This window comes from Anoxybacillus tengchongensis (assembly GCF_014201585.1).
In the GTDB taxonomy this organism is placed as follows: domain Bacteria; phylum Bacillota; class Bacilli; order Bacillales; family Anoxybacillaceae; genus Anoxybacillus; species Anoxybacillus tengchongensis.
In genome coordinates this window covers 146,369-161,465 of record NZ_JACHES010000007.1, presented here as the reverse complement: position 1 = coordinate 161,465, position 15,097 = coordinate 146,369, and the positions used below count along the sequence as shown (strand labels likewise).

13 protein-coding genes and 1 rRNA gene are annotated in these 15,097 nt (G+C 40.5%); 4 read left to right on the top strand and 10 right to left on the bottom strand.

Annotated features, from left to right (window positions below; all coding sequences use genetic code 11):
- Positions 1–76 (bottom strand): 16S ribosomal RNA (locus tag HNQ82_RS09495); the annotation flags it as partial.
- A gap of 188 nt (positions 77–264) precedes the next feature.
- Complete coding sequence (locus HNQ82_RS09490; protein WP_183249132.1) at positions 265–1,152, bottom strand: nucleotidyltransferase-like protein; 888 nt, start codon at positions 1,150–1,152, stop codon at positions 265–267.
- Positions 1,153–1,272: 120 nt separating this feature from the next.
- On the opposite strand from HNQ82_RS09490, the gene HNQ82_RS09485 reads away from it, so the two are divergent.
- Positions 1,273–1,635, top strand: coding sequence for a DUF2614 family zinc ribbon-containing protein (locus tag HNQ82_RS09485; protein ID WP_183249131.1), 363 nt, complete (start codon positions 1,273–1,275; stop codon positions 1,633–1,635).
- 23 nt (positions 1,636–1,658) lie between these two features.
- On the opposite strand, the gene perR is transcribed toward HNQ82_RS09485, so the two are convergent.
- The 6 genes from perR to HNQ82_RS09455 form a co-directional block, all read right to left on the bottom strand.
- A complete protein-coding gene (perR, locus tag HNQ82_RS09480) occupies positions 1,659–2,102 on the bottom strand; it encodes a peroxide-responsive transcriptional repressor PerR (RefSeq protein ID WP_032101066.1) in 444 nt (147 codons plus the stop codon).
- Between the two features lie 183 nt (positions 2,103–2,285).
- Positions 2,286–2,747 (bottom strand): thioredoxin-dependent thiol peroxidase, encoded by a 462-nt coding sequence (gene bcp, locus HNQ82_RS09475; RefSeq protein WP_183249129.1) that lies wholly within the window; start codon positions 2,745–2,747, stop codon positions 2,286–2,288.
- A 10-nt stretch (positions 2,748–2,757) separates the two neighbouring features.
- Positions 2,758–3,156 (bottom strand): ion channel, encoded by a 399-nt coding sequence (locus HNQ82_RS09470; protein WP_183249127.1) that lies wholly within the window; start codon positions 3,154–3,156, stop codon positions 2,758–2,760.
- Between the two features lie 42 nt (positions 3,157–3,198).
- Positions 3,199–3,984, bottom strand: a complete 786-nt coding sequence (locus HNQ82_RS09465; RefSeq protein WP_183249125.1) for an ABC transporter permease — start codon at positions 3,982–3,984, stop codon at positions 3,199–3,201.
- A gap of 4 nt (positions 3,985–3,988) precedes the next feature.
- Positions 3,989–4,780 (bottom strand): ABC transporter permease, encoded by a 792-nt coding sequence (locus HNQ82_RS09460; protein ID WP_183249123.1) that lies wholly within the window; start codon positions 4,778–4,780, stop codon positions 3,989–3,991.
- Positions 4,773–5,768 (bottom strand): ABC transporter ATP-binding protein, encoded by a 996-nt coding sequence (locus HNQ82_RS09455; protein WP_183249120.1) that lies wholly within the window; start codon positions 5,766–5,768, stop codon positions 4,773–4,775. Before HNQ82_RS09455 ends, HNQ82_RS09460 begins: the two co-directional genes overlap by 8 nt.
- 133 nt (positions 5,769–5,901) lie before the next feature.
- Here HNQ82_RS09455 and HNQ82_RS09450 point away from each other — a divergent pair, with 133 nt between their 5' ends.
- From HNQ82_RS09450 to HNQ82_RS09440, 3 genes are all read left to right on the top strand, one after another.
- A complete protein-coding gene (locus tag HNQ82_RS09450) occupies positions 5,902–7,197 on the top strand; it encodes a glutamate-1-semialdehyde 2,1-aminomutase (RefSeq protein ID WP_183249119.1) in 1,296 nt (431 codons plus the stop codon).
- Positions 7,198–7,462: 265 nt separating this feature from the next.
- Positions 7,463–11,932, top strand: a complete 4,470-nt coding sequence (locus HNQ82_RS09445; protein WP_183249117.1) for a glutamate synthase-related protein — start codon at positions 7,463–7,465, stop codon at positions 11,930–11,932.
- A 139-nt stretch (positions 11,933–12,071) separates the two neighbouring features.
- Positions 12,072–13,145, top strand: coding sequence for an FUSC family protein (locus HNQ82_RS09440; protein ID WP_183249115.1), 1,074 nt, complete (start codon positions 12,072–12,074; stop codon positions 13,143–13,145).
- 33 nt (positions 13,146–13,178) lie between these two features.
- Here HNQ82_RS09440 and nikC read toward each other — a convergent pair whose 3' ends face one another.
- Together nikC and HNQ82_RS09430 are read right to left on the bottom strand one after the other, a co-directional pair.
- Complete coding sequence (gene nikC / locus HNQ82_RS09435; RefSeq protein ID WP_183249113.1) at positions 13,179–14,069, bottom strand: nickel transporter permease; 891 nt, start codon at positions 14,067–14,069, stop codon at positions 13,179–13,181.
- A gap of 16 nt (positions 14,070–14,085) precedes the next feature.
- Entirely contained in the window at positions 14,086–15,090 is a 1,005-nt protein-coding gene (locus HNQ82_RS09430; protein ID WP_183249111.1) for an ABC transporter permease, read from the bottom strand.
- Between the last annotated feature and the right edge of the window lie 7 nt (positions 15,091–15,097).

Below are 15,097 nucleotides of genomic sequence, written 5' to 3'. Positions count from 1 at the left end.
GATTCGTCCGCTCGACTTGCATGTATTAGGCACGCCGCCAGCGTTCGTCCTGAGCCAGGATCAAACTCTCCATAGAAAAGTTATCCTTAGCTTTTGTACGCTTTTCGCTTCGTTCAGTTTTCAAGGAACATCTCTGTCGCTCTTTGAGCGACTTTTTCATAATATCACATCAGCATTCCAATGTCAACAATAAGTTTCATTTTTTAACCGCCGCCACATCTTCGGTAGCGACGATTAAAAATATATCACGAGCATGTTTAAACGTCAACACTTTTCTTTATTATTTTTTTCAAGTACGTAATGTCTATGAAAAATCCCTTGCCCTTTCGTTGCGATTTTTTGAACAGAAAGCATATGCTTTTCAACGAGAAATTCAAGCAAAATCTCTAAATCAACACCATACACTGTCAACTCTTTTTCATTTAACAACTCCGCCATAGACCATGATGTTTCTTTTTTTTCAAGCACATGCATCAGATGACTCGCTCCTTGTTTAAGCTTCGAATGGATGAAGAAATCACTTGCTAAAAATAACAATTGTAATCGCTTGTCAAGCGGCTCCTCACTCCCAACTAATTCCGCATACAATTTATAAATTTGTGGCTCAATCTGTTTTACTTGATTCCATACAGTCACTTCGGGATAAAATCCATTTTCGATAATAAATAGACGAGCTAAATGATGAAGAGCATGCAACACATGGTTGTAAGCATCAAGCCATTGATCTTTTTCAAAAAAACTCCTGCCCTCGATGTAACGTCGCACCAATCTAGCAAATTCTATCCCCATCTTTACCTTTCTTTCCTCTTCAGGAAACTGCAATAGACGTTGGCGCAATTGTTCGATATATTCATTGCGTTCAAACAAAATTTTCCCATTCAACAGCCAATTTATTACTTTCCGGTTGGAACCGAGCAACACCCATTCTTTCACTTGACGTTCGTCTACAACATATAATGATGCACTTTTTTCTCCGAAGGCATAATGTTTAATAAAAACCGTTTCCTCCCCCTCCCGAACAATAACAAATAAAACAACATCAAATAAATCCGTCTCTGGGGAGTAATCCGACCATCTTTCAACCATTAGAATACCAAGAGTGCGTGACTGACTAGCTCGCTCTTGGTAAATTGGACGCAACACATCTTCCATAACCGACTCCTCCACTTTTCAACATTGTTTGACGATATTCGACAATTTTAAAAAAACTCCTGCTTTGTTAATGCTTATCATTCAAAACTTATGATATAGTTATACATAGGAGGGAATAACGTGGGTGTAAAATATTCAAGCAAGATCAACAAAATTCGTACGTTTGCGCTAAGTTTAATTTTCATCGGATTTTTTGTCATGTATGGGGGTATATTTTTTCGTACATCCCCTATCGTTATGACAATATTCATGATTTTAGGGCTGTTGTTTATTATCGCAAGTACAGTTGTTTATTTTTGGATTGGTATGTTATCAACAAAAACAGTACAGGTCGTTTGTCCTTCATGCAACAAAGTAACAAAAATGCTAGGTCGAGTCGATATATGTATGTATTGCAACGAGCCACTGACACTGGATCCGACACTTGAAGGAAAAGAATTTGATGAAAAATATAATCGAAAAACAAGAAACAAAAAAAGCTGATAGCATCGATGCTACCAGCTTTTTTAATGATGTCCCTTTTGACAGTCTGGACACGTTCCATAAATCTCCATACGATGATGACTTACTTTAAACCCTGTCACATGTGCCGCTAAATCTTCTACTTCATCTAAACCAGGATAATGAAAATCGACAATTTTTCCACACGCTTCGCAAATGACGTGATAATGATGTGTCGTAACAAAATCAAAACGACTAGACGCATCACCATAAGTTAATTCTTTAACAAGACCGACTTCTTTAAACACACGCAAATTGTTATACACAGTTGCGACACTCATATTTGGAAATTTTCCTTCCAAAGCTTTATAAATTTCATCCGCTGTTGGATGGGACATTGACTGGATCAAATATTCGAGTATCGCATGACGTTGCGGTGTAATACGGACGCCGGTTTCTTTCAATGTGTGAAGCGCTTCTTTTAATTGATGTGCGTGCGTCACCGTCATGCACCCCACTTTCATTTATAAAAATTATAATTATTAATTTATAATTTTTATAAATAGTGTACAAAAAAATGAAACCATTTGTCAATTGGATTTTTAGGGAAGAAAAAAGGGCGATCGTTGAACAATCGCCGCATACATATTTGAGGAGGTGTGTGCTCTACTATATCGTACGCAACGATTTTATTATTTGTTTGAGCCAACCGCCCCTTTTAAAACATTTAGCACCTCTTCGACATGCCCATTTACTTTCACTTTTCTCCACTCTTGTACAATTTGACCGTTTGGATCAATCAAAAACGTTGAACGCTCAATACCCATGTACTCTTTCCCGAAATTTTTCTTTAACTTCCATACTCCGTATGCTTTTGCGACATCTTGTTTTTCGTCAGCAAGGAGCAAAAACGGTAAGCGATGCTTTTCAATAAATTTTTTATGTCGCTCAATGGAATCCGGGCTAATTCCGATCACAACGGCCCCTAAATCTGTCAATGACTCGTAATAGTCTCGAAAATGACAAGCTTCAGTCGTACATCCTGGCGTCATGTCTTTCGGGTAAAAATATAATACAACATACTTCCCACGAAATTGCGATAATGTAACGTTTTCCCCATTACTCGCTGGTAATGTAAAATTAGGCGCTTCCATGTTTCTCCTCCTATCTTTTTTCTACATCCATCACCGTTCGAACAACAAAAGCAGCAGGTAGCGCATAGCCAAGCAAAGCTTCCACCATTGCAATCCACCGACCGATTCCAATCGGGACAATATCGCCATAGCCGACGGAAAGCAATGTCACTGCACTAAAATATAAACTCGTTTCGACATATTGAAAAAAATTAGAAGCGACTATAGTCTTCCCATTTTCCATCATAACAACATGTCCATTTATATGCAAAATTGTATACACAAGTGCAAAACCGATCATTGTCGTTGAATAAACAAATAAAATAGCAATAAAATTTTTCACTGAAATGATAGAACGTTTCGTTTGCCAAAATGAAAAAAAGCTCATACATATTACAAAAATAATAATGCCGATCCATACATACTCCACACTATCCCCTCCTGTCCTCATATATACGAGGGGATGTTTCATTTAATTCCCAGCACCTCGATAACGTTTGACACCCGCGTTCCATAACAGCAACGATAAAGTAAAACATATAACACCCATCACCGGGGTCAAAAACGAATACGTGTACCATTCCGTTTTACGCAAGAAGTACGCCGCTGGATATACACCAACGAATGCAAACGGCAAAATCCATGTCAAAATGTAGCGGATGACACGATTGTAAATATCGACAGGGTATCTCCCGTAGTTTCCTATATTATACATCATCGGCATAATTGAGCTGCGTGCATCAGACCAAAAACTAATACTTGCTAACGAAATAAAAATACCTGCGTAAACAAATGTACCTCCTAACACAAAAAGAACAAATAAAATTACATCATACCAATGAAACGTTAAATGTAACCTTGATGCAGCATAACCCATAACGATTAAACCGGTAATTCCTCCAAGAAGCGACTCGAGCTCCATACGTTCAAGCACAATTTGAAATAAGCTATGCACAGGACGGGTTAGTACACGATCCATTTCTCCCCGTACAATGTATCGTTCATTAAAATCCCAAATGTTAAAAAATGAAGCGAACAGAGCGAACGGAACTAAAAAGAAACCGTAAATAAAAATAATTTCATCGCGCGTCCATCCGTTTAAAAATTGTGTATGTCCAAATACAACAAGAATAAAAATTAAATTTACACCTTGAAACATTAAATCAGATAAAAACTCCACAAACAAATCGGTGCGATATTGCAACTTTGTTTTTATATATTGACTCATATACTGAAGAAAAATAGATATATAAAACATATGTTCACCCCCCTTGAATGATGAGTTTTCGTTTGGCTGCTTTCCATAACAAATAAATCGGAACGATCAATACGACGCACCAAACAGCCTGAAACATCATTCCTTTGACCGCTTCATCCCTTGTAAAGCTTTCCGTAAAAATCATACTTGGAATGTAGCTAATCGCTTGAAAAGGCAAATAGTGCATCACACTTTGCGCCCATTGTGGATAAAAGCTAATCGGCAAAATGAGTCCTGAAAATAAATCAATAATAAATCGTTTTGCACGAAGCAACCCCTCACCATTTAATGTAAAAAATGTCACCATACCTGCTAGTAAATTGATTTGGGAATTAATAATAAAACTGAGCACTGTCGAAAGAGCAAAATAACTCCATGTTTGGACATTCGTTGTAAAGTGAAGCGAAAAAACGAATGTGACAATAAGCATCCCTGGAAGTGAAAAGAAAATGAAACGGAAAATACCCTCTCCAAGTCCTTGCATCGTTTTCATCATTAAATAGTTGTATGGACGAATAAGTTCAATCGCTACTTTCCCTTCACGAATTTCCATCGCAATTTCACGATCAATGTTATTAAAATAAAACGCTCTTGCCATCCATGCGATCGCCACATATGTCGTCATTTGTTCTACCGTCATACCTTGAATAGACGGCTGCCCTCCATAAATGGCAGACCATAAAAAATAATATGCTCCAATATTGATGCTATAAATGAAAATGCCGCTATAATAATTCGTTCGATACGCTAACATCATTAAAAAACGCATACGAATCATTTCAATATATTTAGCCATGATGAATCCCTTCTTCATAAATGTTGCTAATGATTTCTTCCGTCGATACTTCACGAATGTGAATATCTTTTAGCTCATAGGAAGAAACAATTTTTCCGATCACATGTGCCATATCATGCGTGAGAACATGCGCAATCCAATTATATCGATCTTCCCCTTGTTCCCACGTGACAGGAACAAGTGATGTAAGCTCTTCTTTTGAAACCATATCGCGAAATTGAAAGTGAATTTGTCTTCCTTCTCCCCAATTTTGCTTTAAATGTTGCAATGAACCGTCATAAATGATTTTTCCTTCATCAAGCATGATAACGCGCTCACAAAGCGCTTCAATATCTGTCATATCGTGTGTCGTTAATAAAATCGTCGTGTTGTACTTCTCATTAATTTCTTTTAAAAACTGACGAATCTTTAGCTTGACAAGCACATCTAAACCGATCGTTGGTTCATCTAAAAATAAAAGCGGCGGATTATGAATGAGTGCAGCGGCTAACTCACAACGCATACGCTGTCCAAGCGATAGTTTGCGCACAGGTTTATCAAGTAAAGGACCGATATCTAACGTTTCAATGACATGATCCATATGTTCGTTATAAGCTTGATCAGAGACGCGATATACTTTTTTTAATAGCCGAAATGACTCTTGCACTGCAATATCCCACCATAGTTGTGATCGCTGGCCAAATACAACGCCGATCGTCTGCACGAAACGTTCCCGTTCTTTATGCGGATTCATCCCATTTACAACGACTCGTCCAGATGTCGGCGTTAAAATTCCTGTTAACATTTTGATTGTCGTCGATTTACCTGCGCCATTTTCTCCGATGTAGCCAACCATTTCTCCTTGTTTGACCGTAAAGGAAATATCATCGACAGCTCGAACGATTTTATAGTTTCTCGTGAACAAATCACGAAACGCCCCGGCTAAACCAGAGCGGCTAGAGTACGATTTAAATTCTTTTCGTAGTTTTTCTACTTCAATGGCATACATGTTCCTCACCTCTTATGAAATCACTATTTACTAGTGTAACGAAAATGTTGAAACTCAACAAATGGTGTGCTCAAATAAATGTGATAAAATAAACACCATGAAAGAAATTTTACATAAAAGGAGGAGGCTTCGCGTGAATTTTACGAAGTCTGAACAATTATATCAAGAAGCGCTTGAGCATATCGTCGGTGGCGTCAACAGCCCTTCTCGTTCATATAAAGCTGTCGGAGGCGGTGCACCTGTCGTTATGGAAAGAGCACAAGGGGCATATTTTTGGGATGTAGACGGCAACAAATATATCGACTATTTAGCAGCTTACGGTCCGATTATTACTGGACATGCCCATCCACATATTACAAAAGCGATTCAACATGCAGCTGAAAACGGTGTGTTATACGGAACACCAACGCCATATGAAATTACATTCGCCAAAATGTTGAAAGAAGCGATCCCTTCTCTCGAGAAGATCCGTTTTGTCAACTCAGGAACAGAAGCTGTCATGACAACGATTCGGGTCGCACGCGCATACACCGGGCGCGATAAAATTGTAAAATTTGCGGGTTGCTATCACGGTCATTCCGATCTCGTTCTTGTCGCGGCTGGCTCTGGTCCATCCACATTAGGCACACCTGACTCGGCAGGCGTGCCAAAAAGCATTGCACAAGAAGTGATTACTGTTCCTTTTAATGATGTCGATGCATTTAAACAGGCGATGGATCGCTGGGGAAACGAAGTCGCTGCCGTTCTTGTCGAACCTATCGTCGGTAACTTTGGTATCGTTGAGCCAAAGCCGGGCTTTTTACAAGCAATTAACGACATCGCTCATGCGGCTGGAGCACTTGTTATTTATGATGAAGTCATTACAGCTTTTCGCTTTATGTATGGTGGGGCTCAAAACTTGCTCGGCATCGAACCAGACTTAACTGCACTTGGAAAAATTATTGGCGGGGGATTACCAATCGGTGCATATGGCGGTAGAAAAGACATTATGGAACAAGTAGCCCCATTAGGTCCTGCTTACCAAGCAGGAACGATGGCTGGCAATCCAGCCTCTATATTAGCTGGTATTGCTTGTTTAGAAGTACTACAACAAGAAGGCGTGTACGAACATCTCGATCATCTCGGCGCAATGTTAGAGGCAGGTATTTTAACTCATGCCAACACATACGATATTCCTGTGACAATTAATCGCCTAAAAGGTGCGCTCACCGTATACTTTACGACAGAAAAAGTAGAAAACTACGAACAAGCGGAACGAACAGACGGAGAGATGTTCGCTAAATTTTTCAAACTCATGCTCCATCAAGGCATCAACCTTGCCCCTTCAAAATATGAGGCATGGTTCATTACATTAGCTCATACAGAAGAGGATATTGAATATACAATTAAAGCAGTAGAACGTGCATTTAAATCCTTGAAAAATGAATAAATATACAATTATAACGAGGTATGAACATATGTTCTATCTCGTTTTTTTACGCTTAAATTAAATGAAAACGCTTACAAAATTTATGAACGTTTTGTTACGCAAACTGAATATAGTATCCAAAAACATGAATAAATAATTGATTTTCTGTCATGATCATGTTAATATAAACTATAAAATTTAGAAAATTTTATTTTTTAAAAAAAGTTTTTGTGTAGGAGGTGGCGAAGGCGCGAAGCGAACGATAGTCGCTTGCAAGCCGCATGCTATGAAACAACAATGGAATCCAACTTCATTTCAACACTTTGGTGAACATGAACACGATGCGTGTGGAATTGTCGCTGCGGTTGAAAAACGACGCATTCCGACAAGAGAAAACATTACAACGTGTATTAACGCCCTCGTCACAATGAATCATCGCGCTGGATTCATCAATGGAGAAGGAGATGGCGTCGGCATTCATATTGACATTCCAAAGGCGCTTTGGAAAGAAAAGTTTGCTGTTGCCCAACTTAATCCTCAACTCGTCGATCGCGACGATTTTATCGTTGGTCATATATTTATTACACGAACAACGAATGTGGAAGAGAAACAAGCACGTATGCGTCAACTGTTTGCTCAGTTCCAATTGACGCTCATTTTTGAATCTGATCGCGTTACATCTTCCTCAGCGCTCGGTCCAATTGCTTTACGTGAAGAACCAGTATTTTGGCAAGTTGCTCTTTTACCAAATCAAAAAGGAACATTATCTAAAACGTTATTTGAATTAACTGTTGAAATAGAAAAAGATGAGCATATTCATGTCGCTTCGTTAAGCAATCACCATGCTATTTATAAAGTAATGGGGGCTGGAGATATTTTACCAAAATACTATCACGACTTAGCAAGCCCGCTCGTTGCATCAACGATGACGCTTGGCCATAATCGCTATTCAACGAACACGTTGTCAAACTTTTTCCGCGTCCAACCGTTTAGCGTACTAGGTCATAACGGTGAAATTAACACCATTGCTAAACTTCGTGAAGAAGCAACTATGATTGGCGTTCCGCTTACAAATGGTGGGAGTGATTCACAAGACTTAAGCCGAACGATGGAAACGCTTATTTATCGCGACGGCTATACGTTATTTGAAGCGATGGACTTTTTATTCCCGCCAATTGTAAACGAAATCAAGCATTATCCAGCCCATTTACAAGATTTATATACTTACATTCGCGAAGCTTGGGGACATTTTGCCCAAGGACCGGCAGGCATTATTTCACGTCATGCGGATGAAGCGGTGTTTAGCGTCGATGCACTTGGATTACGTCCGCTTTGGAAAATCGAAACAGAACACCGTTACGTATTTGCTTCTGAACCAGGGATTATTCCAGCTTGCGAATATACAGGAGAACCAAAACCGCTCGCACCAGGAGAGAAAATTGGCTTAAAATGGCAAGCGGATGGAACAATTCGTGTTTACGAATATGCTGACTATCAGCAAGAGGTGTACAACCGCATTCGAAATCGTTTAAATATCGAGAATATGCGACATCGTTTACAAACACCAACGTTAAAACCGTATGTGCTCGTTGCTCAACCTACAAAAGTGCATAATGGGCAATACGCTGCATTCGGTTGGGATCGCGAACATATTCAATTGCTTGAACAAATGGCAGAAAAAGGGGCAGAGCCTATTCGCTCACTTGGTCACGATGCTCCGCTGGCAGCGATTGATCCTGAACGAAAAAATATTGCTGATTTCATTAAAGAAAGTGTTGCGGTTGTTACAAACCCGGCCATTGATCGCGACCGCGAAACAGAACATTTTTCTACTCGCGTTGTCGTTGGAAAAAGACCAAGTATCGTCTCAAACGAAGAACATCCGTACACTGTTGAGCTTCTTTCACCTATTTTAATTGAAGGAAAACTCGGAAACGAATGTGCAGAAATATTGCAACAGCCGTCATACGACCAGCTCGTTCATGCATTTGAAGAAAAACAACTAACGTACTTTATATCAGCAACTTTTTCTGAACACGAAACGATTCGAACGGCACTCACCCATTTAAGCAAAGAAGCATGTGAAGCTGTTGAAAATGGAAAAACGTTACTCATCATTGACGACGCGAAAGCGCATCAAAACGGACATTTATGGATCGATCCGCTCCTTGTCGTATCGGCTATCGATCAAGCATTGACAAAAGCAAACTTACGGAGAAATTGTTCGCTTCTTCTTCGTTCCGGAGCGATTCGTTCGTTGCACGATTTCATCGTTGCTTACGGACTTGGTGCAAACGTCATTAGCCCGTATTTAATGTTTGCAACAGTTGCTGATTTGTCAACTCGACCAGCCATTCATTTGTTTCAAGCGTTAAATAAAGGGCTCGAAAAAGTCATTTCAACGATCGGTATTCACGAGTTGCGCGGATATAGCCGTCTATTTTCGTCTATCGGATTGCATGAAGAAGTCGCAGCTGTATTAAATATTGTGAACTTTTTCGGTTCAGATACGCTCGCCCAAAATTTCGAGGCATTAAAACAAGATGCGCTCGCACGCGCAAAAGATTTTGAAACCGAACAAGCAAAGTTGCGAAAAACGTTTCACGTATTCCCACGCATTTGGAAAGCGATTGGCGAAGTCGCACAAACAGGCTCATACGATCAATATCGTGAAAAGTTAACAGAAATTGAAACCGAAACACCGACAGCCATTCGCCATTTAACAGACTTAAAACAGGCAAATGTGCCAGCGAAAAAAGAACATGTCGATATTTCGGTCGGTGAACATAGCTTGCCGTTTGTCATCGCTTCGATGTCATTCGGATCACAAAACGAAATTGCGTTTCGTGCTTATGCCGAAGCAGCCAACCGTCTCAATATGATTAGTTTAAACGGCGAAGGCGGTGAAATTAAAGATATGCTCGGCAAATATCCGCGCACGCGCGGTCAACAAGTCGCCTCTGGACGATTTGGCGTCAACGCCGAACTGCTCAATTCATCTAATTTACTTGAAATAAAAATTGGGCAAGGCGCAAAACCAGGTGAAGGCGGTCATTTACCTGGCTCAAAGGTAACAGCGAAAATTGCTGAAGCACGCAACGCAACGATCGGCTCTGATTTAATTTCACCGTCAAACAACCATGACATTTATTCGATTGAAGACTTAGCCCAAATGATTGCAGAATTAAAAACAGCAAACGACCAAGCAAAAGTGGCGGTAAAAGTACCTGTCGTCCCTAATATCGGAACGATCGCTGTCGGCATCGCAAAAGCTGGCGCTGACATTATTACACTAAGCGGCTTTGACGGTGGTACAGGAGCGGCACGCATCCATGCGATTCAACACGTTGGCTTACCTGTAGAAATTGGCGTCAAAGCGGCGCATAACGCCCTCTTAGAAGCAGGATTGCGCCATCAAGTAGAAATTTGGGCAGATGGCGGCATAAAGAGTGCGATGGACGTTATAAAAGTAATGCTTCTCGGTGCTAATCGCGTCGGCTTTGGAACGTTAGCGATGATCGCAATCGGTTGTACGACATGTCGTGGTTGTCATTTAGATACGTGCCATGTCGGAATCGCTACGCAAATTGAATCGGAAGCACAGGCAAAAGAACACGGTTTGCGTCGCTTCGTTCCAAGACAATTCGAGCAAGCAGTGCAAAACCTAGTTCGTTTCTTTACCGCATTCGGTGAAGAACTTAAAGCGCTCACTGCATCGCTCGGTTACACAAACTTACAACAACTTGTTGGCCGCTCCGATTTACTTGAACAAACACGCGGCCGAGATCGCCTCGATTTAACGACGCTATTAAAACCGTTAGACATCGGTCAATGGTACCAAAAAGAAGTAGCAGCGACATCAGAAGAAGGAAAACTTGCTGTTGCTGCTGGTGCTGAATATTTAGATTACCACGTGGAAGACTTGCACCGTTCTCGTGAATTTTCAACTGTCACAGCTGAACAGCGCGTGCTCGGTAGCCGTGTCGCATGTCATCGCGTACGCGGTCGGTTAGACGGATCGTATAAAAAGCTACCGAATATTTCTCTACGCTACAAAGACGGCTCTGTTCCTGGCAATGGGCTCGGTGCGTATAACGTCACTGGCATTCATATCCACGTAGACGGCGGAGCACAAGACGGTGTTGGGAAAACATCATTTGGTGGTGGTATTTTCGTCTTCAAATCAAAAGGGAAAGACGGTAAGTTTTACAACGGATCGGTCGGAAAAGGATTTGGCTACGGAGCGCAAAAAGGGTTGTTAATCGTTCAAGGAAATGCTGATGCGCGCGCAGGCATTCGCTTATCAGGAGCAGATATGATTATCGGTGGTCAAGTGACAAAGCCAATTCCTGAAATTGAACACGGCAATATCGGTGTCAATGCCAACATTAAAGGATTTGCCTTTGAATATATGACAAACGGACGCGGGCTCGTTCTCGGAGACCCAGGTCCATGGATTTGTGCAGGGATGACAGGTGGTGTCGTTTATTTACGTCATCAGCCAGAAATGGGCTTAACAAAAGCGGCTCTTGAACGTCGGATTGCCAAAGGAGCAAACGTCACGATTCAACCGCTTAACGAAAAAGGAAAAGCGGACGTCAAAGAACTGCTTGGCACATATATTGATTTGCTTATCGAACATGAACAGCACGACGAAGCAGCAACACTTCAACCGTTGTTGCAACAGCCGGAACAACACTTTTTCCAAATCATTCCGAAAAAAGAACAAGCCGATCCGTCTGTGTCAACGGAATAAACATAAAAGAACTGCCTCAACAATAAATTGGGGCAGTTCTTTTAATTTTTTTCCTTTTTTCTTGATATACTGATGAAAAACATGTATATTTGTTTGTTGTTCTAACAAGATGAAGAAAAAGAAAGGAATTTGAGCGACGATGAGACTTGGAGCCCGCGTCTTCAAAACCGGGATTGCGATTACATTTGCATTAGTTTTAGCGAAATTACTTCAATTGCCTTCTCCTGTATTTGCTGGCATTTCAGCTGTATTTGCGATGCAGCCGACGATTTACCGTTCATATTTATCTTTAATTGAACAAGTGCAAGCGAACGTCATCGGTGCAGTTTTCGCGATCGTTTTCACGCTTATCTTCGGACACGATCCGTTTATTATCGGGTTAACCGCCATTTTAGTTATTGCGTTATTTCTCCGTCTTCGTTTAGAATCTTCTATTTCTGTCGCGCTTGTGACAGTCATTGCGATTATGGAATATACGGAAGATCACTTTATTGAATTTGCGCTTATCCGCTTTTCGACGATTATGTTAGGGGTGCTTGCAGCGTTTGTCGTGAATTTAGTGTTCCTTCCACCAAAATATGAAAAAAAGCTATATACAAAAATTGTTGAATATACCGAACATATTTTGAAATGGATTCGTATGAACGTTCGCCATGCATCCGAGCATCATTTACTAAAAGAAGACATTGAAAAATTAAAAGAAAACATGATGAAACTTGATCAGCTTTATTTGCTTTATAAAGAAGAACGAACGTATTTTCGTAAACAAAAATATAGTAAATCGCGCAAACTCGTATTGTATCGACAAATGATTGTCGCAACAAATCGCGCCTTAGAGACGTTAAAGTTGCTGCATCGTTTAGAAAATGAGTTGGCACATACATCTCCGGAACTTCAAGACGCCATAAAAAACGAACTCGACTGCTTATTAAATTATCACGATCAAATATTGCTGAAGTTCATTGGAAAAGTAAAATCCGATCCACAATCACAATTTGCAACTGAAGCGTGCTCTGGGAAAAAAGGATTAATTCACTCGTTTTTAAACCATTATGTTGAACAAAGCGTCGAACAAGAAAATTATCAACTATTTCCTCTGATCGGAGCGATTATTGAATATAGTCACCAACTTGAACATTTAGACACACTGATCGAAAGTTTCCATCATTATCATAAAGAAGAACATGTCGTGCCTACTCCTGAACAAGAATAAAAAGATGTCCCGTTTATGCCTCGGGACATCTTTTTAACTTTTCATACGCGGATCAAGCGCATCACGCAATCCATCGCCCATTAAGTTAAATCCTAACACCGTTAACATAATAGCTAATCCTGGAAAAACCATCGTCCACGGTGCTTGTGTTAAATATGCTTTTGAATCGGCTAGCATTTTCCCCCATTCAGGATTTGGCGGTTGGGCACCCAATCCAAGAAACCCGAGAGCTGCTGCTTCAATGATCGCTGTCGCAATCGCAAGCGTCCCTTGCACAATGATCGGAGCCATACTGTTTGGTAAAATGTGATGAAATAAAATGCGTGCATCGCTCATACCAATCGCTTTCGCCGCAGTAATGTATTCTTCTTGTTTAATGCTTAATACGCGCGATCGGATCAGACGACCAAAGTTTGGAATGTTAATGACTGCGATCGCGATGAGCGCATTTTTCAATGATGGCCCTAAAACTGCAACAATTCCGATCGCTAATAAAATGCTTGGAAACGCAAGCATAATGTCAAATATACGTGAAATGACCGCATCGATCCAACGCCCATAGTATCCTGCAATAATTCCAAGCAAAGAGCCGATTACAACCGAGCCTAATACAGAAAAAAATCCAACCCATAACGAAATGCGCGCCCCGTAAACGACACGGGAAAAAATATCTCGCCCGAAATCATCTGTGCCAAATATATGTTCTTTCGACGGTGCTTGTAAACGCATCGAAAGTTGTTGGTCGTTCATATCGTACGGGGCAATAAATGGGGCAAAAACAGCAAGCAAAATGAAAAATAGCACAATGCCACTTCCGACGAGAGCCATTTTATTTTTCCGAAAGCGAATCCATCCTTCTTTCCATAACGATGTTGCTTGTTCTTCTTGTACGATGTTTGCTTCGTTTCGTGCAAGTTCAGCCAATGCGCTCCCCTCCTTTTTAGTTATATTTAATGCGCGGATCAATCGCAGCATATAACAAGTCAACAATTAAGTTAATGAAAATAAAAATCATCGCAACAATTAAAATACCAGATTGAATAACAGGATAATCGCGATAGCCGATCGCTTCATAAATATAACGACCAATTCCCGGCCAGCTGAAAATCGTTTCTGTTAAAATTGCACCACCAAGTAACAAGCCCATTTGCAAACCGATAACTGTCAACACCGGAATAATTGCATTTTTTAACGAATGCTTGTACACCACCCAAAACATGCTTAATCCTTTCGCACGTGCTGTACGAATGTAATCTGATTTCATCACTTCAAGCATGCTCGAGCGAGTCATGCGGGCAATAATTGCCATTGGAATTGTTGCTAAAGCCACGCTCGGAAGCACTAAATGTTGCAACGTTTGAACAAACTGATCTGTATTTCCTTGAATTAACGTGTCAAGCACATATAAGTGGGTAATTGGGTCAATTGGATTACGAACATCTTCACGTCCAGATGTCGGAAACCAATCTAAGTTAATCGCAAAAATCCATTGTTCCATCAACCCTAGCCAAAAAATAGGCATCGAAACGCCAACTAAAGCCAAGACCATCGCCACATAGTCAAACCAAGAGTTTTGAAACCATGCACTAATAATACCTGCATTTACACCGATGACAACAGCAATCAACATGGCCGCAAGAGATAATTCTAATGTCGCCGCTAAATATGGCCAAATTTCTTGCGAGACGGCCACACCTGTACGAAGCGATTCCCCTAAATCTCCTTTTAATAATCCGCCAACATATTTGATATATTGAATGTACCATGGCTGATCTAATCCAAGTTTATGCGTTAATGCTTCAACAGCTTCTTTCGTTGCCTTTTGTCCTAAAATGACTTGAGCTGGATTTCCTGGAATGGCGCGAATCATAAAAAACACAACGAGCGACATGCCAAGCAAAACGGGAATGACTGTTAACATGCGTTTGATCGTATATGAAAACATACGTTTC